The following is a 16,576-nucleotide window of genomic DNA, read 5'->3' on the forward strand; positions in this document are numbered from 1 at the left end:
CATGGCGACGACACCCGCTCCCGCCCCTGCTCTTCGCCGCCGCACCGGCGCCACGCGCGAGCGGCAGAGCACGCATGAAGGCTTCCTGGTCCACAAGAACGGCAAGTGGATCAAGATTTCCGCCGCGCTCGCTGCTGCGCTGATCCTGCTCTACATTTTCGTGCCGCTGCCGCCGCACCACTTCGGCTCGAGCTGGCTGGGCTATACGCTCGGCACGATTGGCGCGCTGCTGATCCTGTGGCTGACGGCGCTCGGTATGCGCAAGCGCGCAATCACGCCGGGGCGCTGGTCGCTGAAGGCGTGGACGTCCGCGCATGTCTGGCTCGGCGTGCTGCTGATCGTGATCGGCACGCTCCATTCGGGCTTCGCCTTCGGCTGGAACGTGCACACGCTGGCCTGGGCACTGATGATGATCGTGATCATCTCGGGCATCTTCGGGGTGACAGCCTATGCCACGCTGCCGCGGGCGCTTTCGGCCAACCGCTATGACGCGGAAGGCGCGATCACGGAGAAGCAGATGGTCGAAGCGCTGCGCTCGCTCGACCGGCAGCTGCACGAGGCCGCGCAGCCGCTCGATACCGAATGCGCGATGCTGGTGGGCAGCAGCCTCGAGCAGGACCCTTTCACCGGCTCGATCATCAACCGCCTCACCGGGCGCTATCCCGGTGATGCGACGCGCGAGGCGGCGGGCGAGCTCAGGCGGCTGCGCGCGCATCGGCCGCGCCTGGCCGATGATCCGCTTGACAAGGTGGACGCGCTGCTCACCCGCAAGGAAGCCATGCTGGCGCGGCTCCGGCGTCATCTCAGGATCAAGGGCTGGCTGCAGGCCTGGCTCTATGTCCACGTGCCCATGACCTTCGCGCTGATCGCCGCGCTCTCCGCGCATATCGTCAGCGTCTTCTTCTACTGGTGAGCGCGCCCATGAGCTTTGTCGTCCGCCAGATAGCACTCAAATCGAGCGGGGAGGAAATCGTCCGCCGCGCGGTGGTCGAGGAGCCCGTTCTTGTCATCGGCCGTGACGGGTCCTCGAGCATTCACCTGCCCGACCTTGCCGTCGATCCCCGCCACGCGCGGATCAGCGTGGTCGATGCCGATACCCTGCTGATCGCATCGATCGGCGAACAGCCCTTCACCGTCAACGGGCGTTCGACCACCTCAAGCGAACTTGAGGTGGCGATCGGTGCCGAACTCGGCTTCGGCGGCCACCGCATCACGCTTGCGCGGGAAGCCAAGAGCGGCCTGCCCGCCTTCACCGTGCGCCGGATCGAGGCCGTTTCGGAAAGCGCAGAAGCCATCGACATCGGCAGCGCCTATACCTTGCAGAAGCTGCTGCCGGGCAAGCGCCTGTCGGCATGGGGCTTTGCTGCGCTGATGCTGCTTGCGTTCCTCGCGGTGCCGATCTGGTCGTGGGCGACGTACCAGCCGCTCGCGCTGCACAAGGATGCGCGGCGGCCGGCGGGCATTCACGGCGATCTGGCGTGGTCTTCGGGCACTCTCAGCCTTGCGCACAAGAACCTCGGCGGCGATTGCCAGGCCTGCCACGTGAAGCCGTTCGTGGCGGTGCGCGACAATGCCTGCATGACCTGCCACACACAGGATGCGCACCAGCATATCGCAGATGGCGCGCGCCTCCTGAAAGCGCGCGGGGAGCCCGCCGGGTTCGCCGGATTCCAGCGCGCCGTGGCCAGCGCCTTCAACAAACCGGCCGGCAGGTGTGTCGATTGTCACACCGAGCATGAGGGCGCGGGTGCTATGCCTGCCACGCAGCAGCAATTCTGCACCACCTGCCACGATGGATTGAAAACGCGCTTGCCCGACACGAAGATCGCCGATGCCGCCGATTTCGGGACGGCCCATCCCCAGTTCCGGCCCATGCTCGTGGCAGGAATCGGCGGGGACGGTAAGCCGCTGTTCCAGCGCGCCGTATGGCAGGACGGCATCAAGGAAAACACCGGGCTCAAGTTCACCCATGCCCAGCACCTTTCCAGGACCAACGGCATCGCGCAAATGGTGCGCCGCCGCCCGGGCGAGTTTGCCGCCGGCGATGCGCTCAGCTGCAAGGACTGCCACCAGACCGACAGCGGCGGGGCGCGGTTCAAGCCGGTCGAGATGGAGAAGGCCTGCCAGTCGTGCCACTCGCTGACCTTCGACGAGATCGGCGGCACCTTCCGCACATTGCGGCACGGCCAGCCGGATCAGGTCGTTGCCGATCTGCGCGCTGCATTCCGGGGCGGCATGCCGCCGCGTCCCGCCAGCCTTTCCGGCATGGCGCGGCGCATTCCCGGGGCAGCGGCGCAGCAATCCACCGCCGCCGACTATGCCCGCGCGGTCCATTTCTATCCGATGCAGGCGGACGAAGCCGTGGCGCAAGTCTTCAGCAAGGGCGGCATGTGCTACGATTGTCATACCATCGGGCGCGGCGGCAGCGCGGCGACGGCGGGCTTCACCGTGCAGAAAGTCGCTCAGAACGGGCGCTATTACAACAAGGGCTGGTTCGATCATAAGGACCACCGCAAGTCCGAATGCGTGACCTGCCACGTGAAAGCCGCAACTTCTAACGATGCCGATGCCGTGCTGGTGCCCGGGATCGATGGCGCTGGTGGCTGCCGCTCGTGCCATGTCGGTGAAGGCGGGGCGAAGCTTGCCAGCGCGCATGTGAAGGAACCGGTCGCATCGGGCTGCGCGATGTGCCACGAATATCACATGGACAGTGGCGCACCGTGGAAACCGGCCGACAAGCGCAAGGGCCCCGCACTGCTAACGGCAGCTTGGGACGCTGGTCGTTTTCGGCCTCGCCACCCGCCGGCCTTGCGCTAGCAGCGCCTGGGAACACCGGATGCTTATCGCGCAGATCACCGATATCCACCTCGGCTTCGAGCCTGAGAGCCCCGGCGAATTCAATCGCCAGCGGCTCGACCGGGTGGTGGCAGAACTGGCCGCGATGGTGCCTCGCCCCGACATGCTGCTCGCGACCGGCGATCTGATCGACCGCGGCGACCGCGCAAGCTACGAACGGCTGGGCGAGGCGCTCTCCGGGCTGCCATTTCCGGTCTACTACGCGCTCGGCAACCATGACGAACGCGCCAACTTTGCGGATGTCTTCCCCGAAGCGCGCTTCGATGGCGGCTTCCTGCAATACGTGATCGATACGAAGGCGATGCGGATTCTCGTGCTCGACACGCTGGAAGAAGGCCGCCACGGCGGCGCCTTCTGCGAGGCGCGCGCCGCGTGGCTGACAGCGCAGCTTGATGCCGAACCCACCCGCAAGACGCTGATCGTCCAGCATCATCCGCCGATCGAGGTTGGAATCGCGTGGATGAACACCGACCCCGCCGAGCCGTGGACCATGCGGCTGGCGGATTGCCTGCGCGGCCGCCGCAACGTGATCGGCCTCATCTGCGGCCATATCCACCGCGCGGTGACGACGCATTGGGAGGACCTCGTCGTCGCCACCTGCCCCTCCACCGCGCCGCAAGTCGCGCTCGATTTGCGGCCCATTGACCCCGATAAGCCCGACCAGCGCGCGCTGATCGTGGCCGATCCTCCTGCCTATGCGCTGCACTGGTGGAACGGGCGAGAGCTGGTGACGCATTGGCAGACCGCTCAGGACCACACGGTGCTCGCCCGTTATGACGCCAACTTGCAGGGCATGATCCAGAACATGCTGGCCGAACGGCCGGGTTGAGCGACGTTGCCGATATCCGACATTGCCCTCCCGAACTCCGCTCACCCTGAGCTTGTCGAAGGGTGCTGGCGCGGCGGCCGGGTGTGATGCTTCGACAAGCTCAGCATGAGCGGTTTAGGGTCACACTCCTGATCAGGTCAGCGCACGCCCGCCAGCGTCTTCTGGCGTCGCCGCTGCACCGAACTGCCGAGGCCGATCGCCTCGCGGTATTTCGCCACAGTCCGCCGCGCGAGATCGAAGCCGCGTCCCTTGAGCAGATCGACCAGCGCATCGTCCGAGAGGACCGCCTTGGGATCTTCGGCATCGATGAGCTGGCGGATCGCGGCCTTGACCGCTTCGGCCGAGACCGAGCTCTCTCCATCGGACGAGGCGACGCCCGAGGTGAAGAAATATTTGAGCTCGAAGGTGCCCCGCGCGCAGTGAAGATACTTGTTCGAAGTGACGCGACTGACTGTCGATTCGTGCATCGAGATCGCCTCGGCCACGGTCCGCAGCGTGAGCGGTTTCAAGTGCGCGACGCCCAGGCGGAAGAAGCCTTCCTGCTGCTTCACGATCTCCGCCGCGACCTTGAGTATCGTCTTCTGCCGCTGGTCGAGCGCCTTCAACAGCCAGTTGGCATCGGCGAGCCGCTCACCCAGCCACGCCTTCGCGTCCTTGGCCACGCAGGCATGGCGCATCTCGACATAGTAGCGCCGGTTGACCACCAATCGCGGCAAAGTCGCCGGATTGAGCGCAATATCCCATCCGGGAACCCCGTCCTCGCCTGTCACCGCCAGCACGAGGATATCCGGCACAACCGCTTCGGCCGGGCCTGAGCCGAAGCGCAGACCGGGCTTGGGATCATAGCTGCGCAGTTCGCGCAGCATGTCGGAGAAATCCTCGTCATCGACCTGGCACAGCCGCTTGAGACGCGCGATCTCGCCGCGCGCGAGGAGATCGAGATTGTCGATCAGCCGCGCCATGCAAGGATCGTAGCGGTCCGCCTCGCGCGCCTGCAGCGCGATGCATTCGGCGAGATTGCGCGCACCGACCCCGGTCGGATCGAGCGAATGGACGAGGCCGAGCGCAGCCTGCATCGCCGCTTGCGGCAAGCCGAGCGCCTCGCGCGCATCTTCAAGGGTGGTGGTGAGGTAGCCCGCCTCGTCGATCTGGTCGATCAGCCAGCGTGCGGCGAACAGCAGCGCCGGATCCGACGTTACCGCGCCGATCTGCGCGTGGAGATGCTGGGCCAGCGTTTCTCCGCCGCTGCCTCGCTCGTTGATATCGGGCCCTTCGCCGCCGCTGCCGCTGGCGCCGAAATCGCCGAGGGAATCGGTGAAGTCGGTTTTCGCAGCCCCACCCTGATCACCATCGCCGGTATCGCGGTCGCGGTCGATCGTGCTGGCGTCGATATCGAGCGGGCGATCATCGGCCGCGCGCCCTTCGCTGACCAGTTGGTCCACCGGGGAGGATTCAAGCGTCGTACGCCGCAGCGCCTCCGGCTCACCTTCAAACGCGGGATCGCCGCCGCTTTCGGATGGGGCTTCGCCCAGTTCGAGCAGCGGATTGGCATCGAGCGCCTCACCGATGAAAGCCTCGATCTCGAGGTTCGACAGCGCCAGCAGCTTGATCGCTTGCTGGAGCTGCGGGGTCATGACCAGTGACTGGCTCTGGCGGAGGTCGAGCCGCGGACCCAGCGCCATCCTGCTCTAGCCTCCCGGCCCGGGCGCTGCGATCATGCCGGCGGGCGATCTCACAGCGTGAAGCCCTCACCCAGATAGAGCCGGCGCACGTTGGGATCGGCGACCAGCGCTTCGGGGCTACCGGCGAACAGCACTTGCCCGCCATAGATGATGCAGGCGCGGTCGACGATATCGAGCGTCTCGCGCACGTTGTGATCGGTGATCAGCACACCGATGCCGCGATTCTTGAGATCGATCACGAGGTGGCGGATATCGCTGATCGAAAGCGGATCGATGCCCGCGAACGGTTCATCGAGCAGGATGATCGAGGGATTGGCCGCCAGCGCACGGGCAATCTCGCAGCGCCGCCGCTCACCGCCCGAAAGCGCCATGGCAGGCGAGGTGCGCAGCCGGGTGAGGCCGAACTCACCCAGCAGCCGGTCAAGCTCCGCCGCGCGGGTTGCCTTGTCGGGCTCGACCAGCTCGAGCACGGTCATGATGTTCTGCTCGACCGTCATGCCCCGGAAGATCGAGGTTTCCTGCGGAAGATAACCAAGCCCGAGAATGGCGCGGCGATACATGGGGAGGCGCGTGATATCGACGCCATCAAGCAGGATGCGGCCCGAATCCGGCCGCACCAGCCCCATGATCGAATAGAAGCAGGTCGTCTTGCCGGCGCCATTGGGGCCGAGCAGCCCGAGCACTTCGCCCTTGCCCACCGACAACGAGATATCGGTGAGCACGGCGCGCTTGTCGTAGCTCTTGGCGATCGAGACCACTTCCAGCCCGCCCTGCTCGAGCGCGGCATGATTGGTCGCAGTGGCGGGCGTTTCGTCCATAATCGAGTTGGTCCATAGCCCGGTCCGCGGCGCGGGCAAAGCCCGTCTGCGCGAATCTGGCAGGATTTATGCATGTCCTGCCGCATGATGCGCAGCGATTGGGGCTCAGTAATATTGCAATGCTTGAAACATGGCCAAATGCGTGGTCTACCCTTACCCGAGAGGCAAGAACGGGGGCACAACCGATGCGCAAGGGTATTGCTGCGGATCTGGGAAGCGAAGGCACTGCCATGCAAGGCCACGCACTCGATTGGCGCAAGCGGATGAGCGACACCGTCGCGTACAGTCTGCTCGTCTACACCAGCCTCCAGATCTTCGTGACCTTGCGCACGCTGGAAGGCGAAGGCGGTTCGATGCTGCCGATGATCGCACTGGTCGTGCTGGTGGCCGGGATCATTCCGATGTTCCGACATTTCGAGCGCCGCTGGGAAGCGCTGAGTGATGCCGAAGCTGCCAATCCGGCATTGCAGGCCAGCTTCCGCCGCGATCAGCTCGCCACCTGGGCCGTCGCGATCGGCCTGCCGTTTCTGCTCGCAGCCGTATTCCGGGCGCTCGTTACGCTGTTATGATTGCTCGCCGCGCAGCGGCACCTATATGCAGGGCCAGACGACCGTACGCTTGAAAGGCCCGTTTCCCCGATGCTTTCCCCCCAAGAGGCGCAGGAGCGCTGCCACGCGCTGATCGAGCGCGCGCTGAAGGCCGGAGCCGAAGCCGGCGATGCCGTCTACATTGCCGATTCGTCAGAGGCTGTCTCGGTCCGCCTTGGCGCGCTTGAGGATGTCGAGCGCTCCGAATCCGAACACATCGGTCTGCGCGTGTTCGTGGGCGGCGCCTCGGCCTCGATTGGCTCGACCGATCTGGGTGACGGTGCTCTGGATGAGCTTGCCAGCCGCGCGGTCGACATGGCGCGTGCCGCCCCGGCCGACAAGTTCGCGGGACTCGCGCCCGAAGAACTGCTGCTGCGCACCGGCGTGGCCGATCTCGATCTCGTCGATGCAGACGAACCCGATCCGCAGACCCTGCGCCGCTGGGCCGAAGAAGCCGAAGATGCGGCTCGCTCCGTGCCGGGCGTCACCAACAGCGAAGGCGGCAGCGCCAGCGCGGGGCGCGGGGTCGTTGCGCTTGCCACCAGCCATGGCTTCGGCGGCGCCTATGCGGCGACGAGCCACGGCCGCTCGGCCAGCGTGCTCGCGGGCACGGACAGCGGCATGCAGCGCGATTATTCCTGGCGCAGCGCACGCCACACCGCCGATCTGCTCTCTCCGGCAGAGATCGGCCGCGAGGCGGGCGAGCGGACGGTGGCCCGCGTCAATCCGGGCCGGGTCAAGAGCGGCACCTATCCAATCGTGTTCGATCCGCGCGTCGGCAGTTCGCTGATCGGCCACTTGCTCGGCGCGATGTCGGGCTCCGCCATCGCCCGCCGCGCGAGCTTCCTGCTCGAGAAGGATGGCGCGCAGATCTTCGACTCGGGGATCACCATCAGCGAGGACCCGCTGCGCCCACGTGGCCCCCGTTCGCGCCCGTTCGATGGCGAAGGACTGGCGACGGCCCCGCGCAATCTCGTCGAGCAAGGCCGCCTGACCGGCTGGCTGATGGACTCCGCCGCTGCCCGCCAGCTGGGCGGAGTGCCGACCGGCCATGCCTCGCGCGGGGGATCGGGCGCGCCGCATGTTACTGCAGGCAATCTCGTGCTCCAGCCCGGATCGGTGAGCCGCGCCGCACTGATGGCCGATATCGCCGACGGGATCTACGTGACCGAGCTGATCGGCCACGGCGTAAATGGCGTGACCGGCGACTACAGCCGCGGCGCTTCAGGCTTCCGCATCGTGAAGGGTGAGATTGCCGGGCCGATTGCCGAGTTCACGGTGGCGGGCAATCTGATCGAGATGTTCGCCCGGCTCATCGCGGCGGACGATCTCGAGACATGGCGCGGCATCGACGTGCCGACGCTGCGGATCGACGGGCTCAGCGTCGCGGGGGATTGAGGTTCGGAAAACGGCCCTTTCCTCCGCTCATGCTGAGCCTGTCGAAGCATGCTGGCGCGACGGTTGCGCAAGCACCCTTCGACAAGCTCAGGGTGAGCGGGATTGGGAAGGAACTTACTTCGCGGCCTTGGCGCGCTCGATCGCTTCGATCGTGATGCGCTTGGCATCCTCGGCGCCGCCCCACTTGCCGACGCGGACCCACTTTTCCTTCTCCAGGTCCTTGTAGTGGGTGAAAAAGTGCTCGATCTGCTGGAGCACGATCTCGGGCAGATCGCTCTGCTCCGCGACATCGCGGTAGTAGGGGAAGGTCTTGTCGTCGGGCACGCAGATGAGCTTCTCGTCACCGCCATGCTCGTCCTCGAGGTTGAGCACCGCGATCGGCCGCACGCGCACGACCGAACCGGGCACGAACGGCGAGCGCGCGATCACCAGCGCATCGAGCGGATCGCCATCGGGCGAAAGCGTGTGCGGAACGAAGCCGTAGTTGGCGGGATAGCGCATCGGCGTGTGCAGGATACGATCGACGAACAGCGCGCCCGAGGCCTTGTCGAACTCGTACTTCACCGGTTCGCCGCCCACCGGCACTTCAATGATCACGTTGAGCGTTTCGGGCGGATTTTCGCCGGTAGGGATCATGTCGATGCGCATGGGATGCCTTCGCTGGGCCGGAGTGGCGTGAGAAACGTAACGGCGCTCTAGCGCCGCCGGTTGTGCGCCGCAACATGAACGTGAGGGCCCTTGCGATATCGCTCTTCAGATCCCGCCGATGCCGTTGATGGTGAACGCGATCACGCCGATGTTGAAGACGAAGGCAGCAAAGGAATGCAGCGTCACGATCCGGCGAATCGGCCGCGAGGAAATCTCGACGTCCGACGTCTGGAAGGTCATGCCGAGGGTGAGCGAGAAATAGGCGAAGTCGAGATAATCGGGATGCCCGCTGCCGGGAAATTCGAGGCCGCCCGCATCCTCGCCGGGAACCCCGCTGGCGCGGTAGTACTCGTGGGCATAGTGCAGCGCATAGACCACGTTGGCAAAGAGCCAGGTCAGCAGCAGTGTCACGATCAACCGCAGCAGCGCGCCCGGTTCGCCATGCTTGGCAGCGGGCAATTCGCCTGCAATCGCCGCCATGACGACCAGCGTGATCAGCGTGCTGACGCCGAGCACAATCGTGCGGTTGGCGTCGTTTTCTTCCGAGTGCCGCCGCATCGTCGCCATGTCGCATTCGCGCAGCAGCGGGATCAGCGAGAGGAGGAAACCGGCGGCAGCGAAATCGAAGCCCACCACGAGGACGTCAGCAAGATCGGCAAAGCCCGTCATCCAGCCGCGCGCTGCGGCGCCCGCGATCAACAGAACCAGAAACAGCACGAAGCGCAGCGGGGCATAGCGCTGGCCGAACCGCCTTACGGCCCGATCGGCGCTGGTGCCGCCGCCGTCCATGTTCATTTCTTGGCCGGCTTCTTGCCCGCAAGCGCGCGCGGCGCCAGCAGCTTGTCAATCCCGGTGGGCGCGGTGCCCGGCGCGGCGCGCTCCAGCCAGGGCCAACGCAGCCCATCGTGATATTGCACCTGGACCGTGCGGACCACGTCATCGCGCTTCACAATCAACTCGATCGGCGCATTCGTGCCCTTGGCGGCGGTGATCGCGGCCTTGATCGTCTCCTGATCGTAAGTCTTGCTGTTGACCGAGATGATCTGCATCCCCGTGACGATCCCGGCGCGGAAGCCCGGGCTATCCCAACGGCTACCTGTCACTTTGCCGTCGTTTTCGATGGCAAGACCGATCGAGTGGTTGAGCGAGATATACTTCGCTGCCGCCATCCGCGCCTTGTCATAGGGGTTGGGCTCTTCCTTCCACGCCAGTTTGTAGCCGCCGCGCTCGATCCCGCCGAGCGGCGCGGGCTGGCCCGGCGTCTGGATCCGCGTCTTGATGAAGCTGGCCCAGTCATAGGGATAGACGGCGTTGAGCGTCTGCACGACGTCGGGCAGGTCGTAAGTGAGCACGCCCCAATCGCCGTCCTTCATGCCGAAGAAGGCCTTGGCGAAATCATCCATGCCCTTTTTGCCGCCGGTGCCATCGCGAATGATCGCCTCGGCCTCGAGCCAGATCAGCGCGCCCTCGGTGTAATATTCCTCATTGCGCGAAAGCGAGGAGAACGGCTTGGGCTTGCGGTTGGCGATGATCGGATCATGCGTGGTATCCTCGACCGAACGCCACTCGCGCCCCGGATACTGCGTGAACAAACCGGCGTAGTTGGCGAACTGGCCGAGCACCATGTCCTTGCTCTGCACCCCCGAACGCGCGGCAAGCACGAGGCCCCAGAACTGGTTCTGCCCTTCGTAGACCCACAGCAGGTTATCCTGCATCGGCACGCGGTAGTCTGGTGTCCAGAGCTTGGCCGGGCGGCGGAACTTGCCATCCCACGAATGCGAGAATTCGTGCGCGATGACGTTGCGATCCCAGTCGCCCGCGGTCCAATCGACCAGCGTGCGCGGCTCGTACTGGTTCTCGCTCGAACGGTGGTGCTCAAGACCGATCCCGCCCATCCGGTCGGTCAGCGCGAGCAGCAGGTCATAGTGATCGAAGTGCTTCGCGCCGTAGGTCAGCAGCGCCTCGTCCACCAGATTGCGATAAGTGGCGAGGTTCTCGGGCGCGATCTTGAGCTGTTCGGGCTTGTCGGCAACGATATCGAGGAACACGCCTTGGCCAAGGTCGTGCCGGTCGGCATAAACACCTGCAAAGATGGGCGAATCTACCAGCGTCTCGTAATCCGTCACCGCCCAGGAGACGACGTTTGCGCTATTGACGGCCTTGCCATCAAGCGCGGTAAACACCTGCCAGCCTGCCGGGAACGTCACCGTCGGCCGCACCTTGATCTGCCGCACATAGTACCCGGCGGGATAGAGGCTCATCTTCTCCCACTGCAGGTTGAGCATCTCGCGCGTTACGGTGATCCGCCCCTCGCTTTCGCGGAGCGGCGAGGTGTGGATGAACTTCGCGGTCAGTTCGCTCGTGCCGGCGGGCAGATCGACATGGAAAGCATTCACGTCGACCGGATCGCGCGTCCAGCTCAGCGGCTGGCCGCCGGCGAAGAAGCGCACATCGACGAGCTCGGCGATCGGGCCTTCGGGACCATGGTTGCCGGGGAGCCACCGGGGAAACAGCAGCGTGAGCTTCGACTGGCCGGCGGGCACGGGGATCGTCTCGGTCACGCGGTAGGCGCCGGTCGTCGTGTCGCTGGCATCGATCGCCAGCTGAATCGTGCCGGGAAAGGGCTTGTCCTCGGGGTCGGGGATCGTCTGCGTGATCGGCGCGGCCATCGGACGGGTATTCGTCGGCGGCTGAACCTGCGCGCGAACCGGACCGGTGGTGGAAAGCAGAACTGCGGCGAATGTCAGCAGGGCGGAGGAGCGCAAAGCGCGCGGCGATGTCGTGGTCATCGCCGCTTCATGGCGCGAAGCTTGCCCGACTGCAACCGGGCCTGACTATCGGGCAGTGCGGGCAAGCAGGGCGCGCCCCTTCCCCCGCGCCGACATTCCCGCTAATCGCGCGCACTGATATGAGCAGCGACAAGAACACATCCGCCCCGAAGCCGGCCACCGCAACGCCGCAGGCGATCCGCGGCACGCAGGACATCTTCGGCCCCGACGCCGAGGCTTTTGCCTTCGTGGTCGAAACCTTCGAGCGCGTGCGCCGGCTCTATCGCTTCCGCCGCGCCGAAATGCCGGTGTTCGAGAAGACCGCCGTATTCAGCCGCAGTCTGGGCGAGACGACCGATGTCGTTTCGAAGGAAATGTACAGCTTCGACGACCGCGGCGGCGAATCGTTGACCCTGCGCCCCGAATTCACCGCCGGGATCGCGCGCGCCTACCTCACCAATGGCTGGCAGCAGCATGCGCCGCTGAAGCTCGCCACGCACGGGCCGCTGTTCCGCTACGAGCGCCCGCAGAAGGGTCGCTACCGCCAGTTCCACCAGATCGACGCCGAGATCATCGGCGCCGCCGAACCGCAGGCAGACGTCGAGCTGCTGGTCATGGCGGACCAGATGCTGCGCGAACTGGGCATATCGGACGGCGTCACGCTCCAGCTCAACACGCTGGGCGATGCCCCCAGCCGCGAGGCGTGGCGCGCCGCGCTGATCGACTATTTCCGCGCGGTGAAGGGCGAACTCTCCGAGGATTCGCAGGAGCGGCTCGAGAAGAACCCGCTGCGCATCCTCGACAGCAAGGACCCGCGCGACAAGGTGTTCACCGCGGATGCGCCGATGATCGACGCCTTCCTTTCGGACGAAGCGCAGGAGTTCTTTGGCAAGGTAACGGCGGGGCTGGATGCCGCAGGCGTGGCGTGGACGCGCGCGCCTACGCTGGTGCGCGGCCTCGATTACTACCGCCACACCGCGTTCGAATTTGTGACCGACCGGCTGGGTGCGCAGGGCACCGTGCTCGGCGGCGGGCGCTACGATGGGCTGATCGAGGCACTCGGCGGGCAGCATACGCCGGCGGTTGGCTGGGCAGCGGGGATCGAGCGGCTGGCGATGCTGGTGGGGGAGCGAGAGGAGGCGAGGTTGGGAGTGATCATCGCTGTCGAGCAAGACGAAGCGTTTGCCCTTGCACAGCGTGCACTTGCGGAGTTCCGACGCGCCGGAATTGCAGCAGAAATGATCGCAACGGGATCGCATCGGAAGCGCTTCGACAAAGCTGTCAAAGTCAATGCTCGGGTCATGGTGACCGCTTGGGTGAAGGACTCTGAGCCAGTGCTTGGAACTCGGTCAGCAGACGGCGACGTTCTAGAAAAGCAGGTTCAAGAAATCATTGGCACTCTTGCTCGGTGACCAAAAAGCTACCCTCCAATCCCCGTCACCCTGAACTTGTTTCAGGGTCCATCTTTCCGCACGCGCGGAGTGAGGGGTGGGAAGCCCAGCCCCACCGCAAGGTCGCGCCACTCCGGGTTCACGCCGTTGATCAGATTGATCTTCCACGGTCGCTTCCAATTTTTCAGCTGCTTTTCGCGGGCAATGGCGCGCTCCATGTCGCCAAACATCTCGAAATGAACCAGACGGTAAACGGCATAGCGCGAAGTGAACCCTCGCGTGACACTTTCCCGGTGCTGCCCCAGCCGCTGCATGAGATTCGACGTCACGCCGATATAGGTCGTGCCGTAGTGCCCGCTGGCGAGGATGTAGACGCTGGGGTTGCGCTCAATCGGCATGCCGCAGAGCATGCTGCACGATGGATGCTGAAACAAGTTCAGCATGACGGAGTTGGAGGGGGTGGGTCGTGTCGGTAAGCGACACCCGCCTTTTCCAGATCGCGGCCCGCTTCGCCGAGCTTGAAGCGCGGCTCGCTTCAGGCACGCTCGAAGGTCCGGCGTTCGTTGCGGCGAGCCGCGACTACGCCGAACTGGAGCCGGTCGCTCGCGCCGCCGCGCATGTCAGCACGATGCGCGGGGAGCTGGCCGCGCTCAGCGCCAGCGCCGATCCCGATCCCGATATGCGCGCCCTCGCCGATGAGGAAATCGCGCATCTGCGCACCGCGCTACCCGAGGCCGAACGCGCACTGGCGATTGCCATGCTGCCGCGCGACGTGGCCGACAGCCGCCCCGCCATGCTCGAAATCCGCGCCGGCACTGGCGGCGACGAAGCCGCGCTGTTTGCCGCGGACCTCTACCGCATGTACGAGCGCTTTGCCGCCGAACAGGGCTGGCGGGTCGAGATGGTTTCGGCCAACGCCAACGAGATCGGCGGTTTCAAGGAAGTCGTCGCCAATGTGGCCGGGCAGGGCGTGTTCGCGCGGCTCAAGTACGAAAGCGGTGTCCACCGCGTGCAGCGCGTGCCCGTGACCGAAAGCGGCGGGCGCATCCACACCAGCGCCGCCACCGTCGCCGTGCTGCCCGAGCCCGACGAGCTTGACGTCGCGATCGAGGACAAGGACCTCAAGATCGATATCTACCGCGCGTCGGGCGCGGGCGGGCAGCATGTGAACACCACCGATTCGGCGGTGCGCATCACCCACCTGCCCTCCGGCATCGTCGTGACCTGCCAGGACGAGCGCAGCCAGCACAAGAACAAGGCCAAGGCCATGCAAGTCCTGCGCGCGCGGCTCTACGAGAAGATGCGCGACGAGGCGCAGGGCGCGGAGGCCGAGGCGCGCAAGGCCATGGTCGGCTCCGGAGACCGGTCGGAGCGCATCCGCACCTACAACTTCCCGCAAGGCCGCGTGACCGATCACCGCATCAACCTCACGCTCCACCGGCTGCCCGAGATCCTCGAAGGCCCCGGCCTTGGCGAACTGATCGATGCGCTGGCCGCCGAGGACCAGGTCAAGCGCCTCGCTGCCCTGGATGCCTGAAGCGGATGCCTGACGTTCGCTCTGCACTGCGCGAGGCGGCGGAGCGGCTCGCGGCAACCAGCGATACCGCGCGGCTCGATGCCGAACTGCTGATGGCGCACGTGCTTGGCGTTTCCCGCACCGAATTGCTGTTGCGGCACCTCCATTCCGGACCTCCAGCGAACTTCACGTCCATTCTGGATCGCCGTCTGAACCACGAGCCGATTGCCTATATCCTTGGAACGCAACCGTTCTACGGGCTCGATCTCGAGGTTGGCCCCGCTGTCCTCATTCCGCGCGGTGACAGCGAGACCGTGATCGATGCAGCCCGCTTGGCACGCGAGGGGAGACCACCTGCGCGCATCCTTGATCTCGGCACCGGTTCAGGCGCGCTGCTGCTGGCAGCCCTGACGCTCTGGCCCGAGGCGCAAGGGATCGGCCTCGAACGCTCCGCCGCCGCACGCGCGGTTGCCGCCCGCAACGCGGCACGCAATGGCCTCGCCCCGCGCGCTCAGGTCATCGCGGGGGACTGGACGCGGAGCGGGTGGGCCGATGGGCTCGGCCAGTTCGATCTGGTTCTCGCCAATCCGCCCTATGTCGAAGAAGGCGCTGCGCTGGACTTGTCCGTCAGCGCGCACGAGCCATCGGAAGCGCTGTTTGCCGGGCCCGAGGGGCTTGATGATTATCGCCTGCTGATCCCCGCCCTGCCCGCGCTTTTGGCCCCCGGCGGCACCGCCCTGGTCGAGATCGGCGCCACTCAGTCCGAGGCCGTCGCCGCGCTCGCACAGGCCACCGGGCTCACCGCCAAGGTCCATCACGACCTCGCCAGCCGGCCCCGCTGCGTCGAGATGGCGTGATTGTTGCAAACATTTCGCTTGGCAAGGCGGCGGCGCGTCACTAATCAGGGCTGCAGGCAGGGCGACGGATGAAGGCTTCCCGTCCCGGCTTATTCCACCATTTGCATCGATCGCCGGCGGGGCAGGCTGGCAACGCGCAAATGCTGGGAACCACGAATAGTACATCTCGTGGTCAATATGCGCGGCGGCGGGGCTTGCCCGACAGGACCCACGAGTTGCGCCACGTCGGACCCAGGTTGAACACAAGGTTTAACTTGCCTGGGTCAAGGTTGCACCGAAACAGGAAAGTGCCTGACTTGAACAACAATCGTGGTAACAACCGCCGGCGCGGTCGCGGGAACAACAACCGCCCGCAGGGTAGCGGCCAGCAGCTCAACCGGATCGACAGTCGCGCGCGGGGCAATGCCCCCCAGATGCTCGAAAAATATCGCAAGCTCGCGCAGGACGCGCACCTTAATGGTGATCGCGTCCAGGCCGAGTACTACTTGCAGTTTGCCGATCACTACTTCCGCGTGATCGCTGATAGCCGCACCCGCGTCGACGACCAGCGCCAGCGCCCAGCAGGCGAACGCTGGAACGAGGGCGAAGCGGAAGACGACGGCACCGACTTCTCGATGGACAACGATTTCCCCGCGTTCGACCGCCCGCAGAGCCGGCGCGACGAGAACCGCGAACCGCGTGAGAACCGCGAACCGCGCGAAGGCCGCGATCAGCGCGAAGGTCGCGAGTTCCGTGAACCGCGCGAACAACGCGATAATCGCGAGCCGCGCGAGAATCGTGAACCGCGCGAGCCCAGAGAAAACCGGGAAAATCGGGAAAACCGCGAACCACGCGAGACACCGCGTCCCCGCTTTGAACCGGCTGTGGCCGCCGAAAGCGTGGTCCATGCCGACGAGGGCGAGCCGATCAGCGACGCCGCCGACAATCCGTTCGTCCGCGAAAGCCGCTCGCAACGCGGCCTGCGCCCGCGCACCGATCGCCGTCCGCGGCGCGATGCTGAAGAAGCACCGGTTGCCGCGCTCGATCCGATGAGCCTGCCGCCGGCAATCGGCGTCCGCGCTGCCCCGGAACCGGTCGATGAAGCCCCGGCGGCGGATGTGGCTGCGGACGTGGCTGCGGTTGAGGCCCCGGCGCCCAAGCGCCGCGGTCGTCCCCGCAAGAACCCGCTGCCCGAAGCAGCGGAAGGCTGATCGCGGCCGGCCACAACGTCTGAACGGGTCCGCCGC

General features: G+C 65.8%; 15 protein-coding genes. 9 read left to right on the forward strand and 6 right to left on the reverse strand.

All coding sequences use genetic code 11. The features are described 5' to 3' along the window. The first annotated feature begins 1 nt into the window (after nucleotide 1). The 3 genes from ACO056_RS02050 to ACO056_RS02060 are packed head-to-tail and all read left to right on the forward strand — an operon-like array spanning nucleotide 2 to nucleotide 3,685. The gene (locus tag ACO056_RS02050; protein ID WP_421851101.1) at nucleotides 2–913 is read left to right on the forward strand and encodes a hypothetical protein; all 912 of its coding nucleotides are present in this window, start codon (nucleotides 2–4) and stop codon (nucleotides 911–913) included. Nucleotides 914–921: 8 nt separating this feature from the next. Beyond that, nucleotides 922–2,817, forward strand: coding sequence for a cytochrome c3 family protein (locus ACO056_RS02055; RefSeq protein WP_421851104.1), 1,896 nt, complete (start codon nucleotides 922–924; stop codon nucleotides 2,815–2,817). 19 nt (nucleotides 2,818–2,836) lie between these two features. After that, nucleotides 2,837–3,685 carry a phosphodiesterase gene (locus tag ACO056_RS02060; RefSeq protein WP_421851107.1) on the forward strand — a complete coding sequence of 283 codons (849 nt, stop codon included), beginning with the start codon at nucleotides 2,837–2,839 and terminating at the stop codon, nucleotides 3,683–3,685. Between the two features lie 137 nt (nucleotides 3,686–3,822). Here ACO056_RS02060 and rpoN read toward each other — a convergent pair whose 3' ends face one another. Beyond that, on the reverse strand, nucleotides 3,823–5,367 hold the full coding sequence (rpoN, locus tag ACO056_RS02065) for an RNA polymerase factor sigma-54 (protein WP_421851109.1): 1,545 nt from the start codon (nucleotides 5,365–5,367) through the stop codon (nucleotides 3,823–3,825). A 50-nt stretch (nucleotides 5,368–5,417) separates the two neighbouring features. Beyond that, nucleotides 5,418–6,185 (reverse strand): LPS export ABC transporter ATP-binding protein, encoded by a 768-nt coding sequence (lptB, locus tag ACO056_RS02070; protein WP_421851112.1) that lies wholly within the window; start codon nucleotides 6,183–6,185, stop codon nucleotides 5,418–5,420. 185 nt (nucleotides 6,186–6,370) lie between these two features. On the opposite strand from lptB, the gene ACO056_RS02075 reads away from it, so the two are divergent. Both ACO056_RS02075 and ACO056_RS02080 read left to right on the forward strand, forming a co-directional pair. Next, a complete protein-coding gene (locus tag ACO056_RS02075) occupies nucleotides 6,371–6,754 on the forward strand; it encodes a hypothetical protein (protein WP_421851114.1) in 384 nt (127 codons plus the stop codon). A 69-nt stretch (nucleotides 6,755–6,823) separates the two neighbouring features. Further along, a complete protein-coding gene (locus ACO056_RS02080) occupies nucleotides 6,824–8,170 on the forward strand; it encodes a TldD/PmbA family protein (RefSeq protein ID WP_421851117.1) in 1,347 nt (448 codons plus the stop codon). A 114-nt stretch (nucleotides 8,171–8,284) separates the two neighbouring features. On the opposite strand, the gene ppa is transcribed toward ACO056_RS02080, so the two are convergent. From ppa to ACO056_RS02095, 3 genes are all read right to left on the reverse strand, one after another. Further along, nucleotides 8,285–8,818: an inorganic diphosphatase gene (ppa, locus tag ACO056_RS02085; RefSeq protein WP_421836404.1), complete on the reverse strand. Its 534-nt coding sequence runs from the start codon at nucleotides 8,816–8,818 to the stop codon at nucleotides 8,285–8,287. 105 nt (nucleotides 8,819–8,923) lie between these two features. Next, nucleotides 8,924–9,607, reverse strand: coding sequence for a DUF1345 domain-containing protein (locus tag ACO056_RS02090; protein ID WP_421851120.1), 684 nt, complete (start codon nucleotides 9,605–9,607; stop codon nucleotides 8,924–8,926). A 2-nt stretch (nucleotides 9,608–9,609) separates the two neighbouring features. Continuing rightward, nucleotides 9,610–11,607, reverse strand: coding sequence for a M61 family metallopeptidase (locus ACO056_RS02095; protein WP_421851123.1), 1,998 nt, complete (start codon nucleotides 11,605–11,607; stop codon nucleotides 9,610–9,612). A gap of 119 nt (nucleotides 11,608–11,726) precedes the next feature. Here ACO056_RS02095 and hisS point away from each other — a divergent pair, with 119 nt between their 5' ends. After that, nucleotides 11,727–12,998, forward strand: coding sequence for a histidine--tRNA ligase (gene hisS, locus ACO056_RS02100; RefSeq protein ID WP_421851126.1), 1,272 nt, complete (start codon nucleotides 11,727–11,729; stop codon nucleotides 12,996–12,998). A gap of 41 nt (nucleotides 12,999–13,039) precedes the next feature. On the opposite strand, the gene ACO056_RS02105 is transcribed toward hisS, so the two are convergent. Beyond that, on the reverse strand, nucleotides 13,040–13,375 hold the full coding sequence (locus ACO056_RS02105) for a GIY-YIG nuclease family protein (protein WP_421851129.1): 336 nt from the start codon (nucleotides 13,373–13,375) through the stop codon (nucleotides 13,040–13,042). A gap of 68 nt (nucleotides 13,376–13,443) precedes the next feature. On the opposite strand from ACO056_RS02105, the gene prfA reads away from it, so the two are divergent. The 3 genes from prfA to ACO056_RS02120 all read left to right on the forward strand — a co-directional run bounded on the left by prfA (nucleotide 13,444) and on the right by ACO056_RS02120 (nucleotide 16,540). After that, the gene (gene prfA, locus ACO056_RS02110; RefSeq protein ID WP_421851131.1) at nucleotides 13,444–14,514 is read left to right on the forward strand and encodes a peptide chain release factor 1; all 1,071 of its coding nucleotides are present in this window, start codon (nucleotides 13,444–13,446) and stop codon (nucleotides 14,512–14,514) included. Nucleotides 14,515–14,519: 5 nt separating this feature from the next. Continuing rightward, complete coding sequence (gene prmC, locus ACO056_RS02115) at nucleotides 14,520–15,350, forward strand: peptide chain release factor N(5)-glutamine methyltransferase (protein ID WP_421851134.1); 831 nt, start codon at nucleotides 14,520–14,522, stop codon at nucleotides 15,348–15,350. Nucleotides 15,351–15,637: 287 nt separating this feature from the next. Next, complete coding sequence (locus tag ACO056_RS02120; RefSeq protein WP_421851137.1) at nucleotides 15,638–16,540, forward strand: DUF4167 domain-containing protein; 903 nt, start codon at nucleotides 15,638–15,640, stop codon at nucleotides 16,538–16,540. The last annotated feature ends 36 nt before the right edge of the window (nucleotides 16,541–16,576 follow it).

The organism is Novosphingobium sp. (genome assembly GCF_965228995.1).
In the GTDB taxonomy this organism is placed as follows: Bacteria; Pseudomonadota; Alphaproteobacteria; order Sphingomonadales; family Sphingomonadaceae; genus Novosphingobium.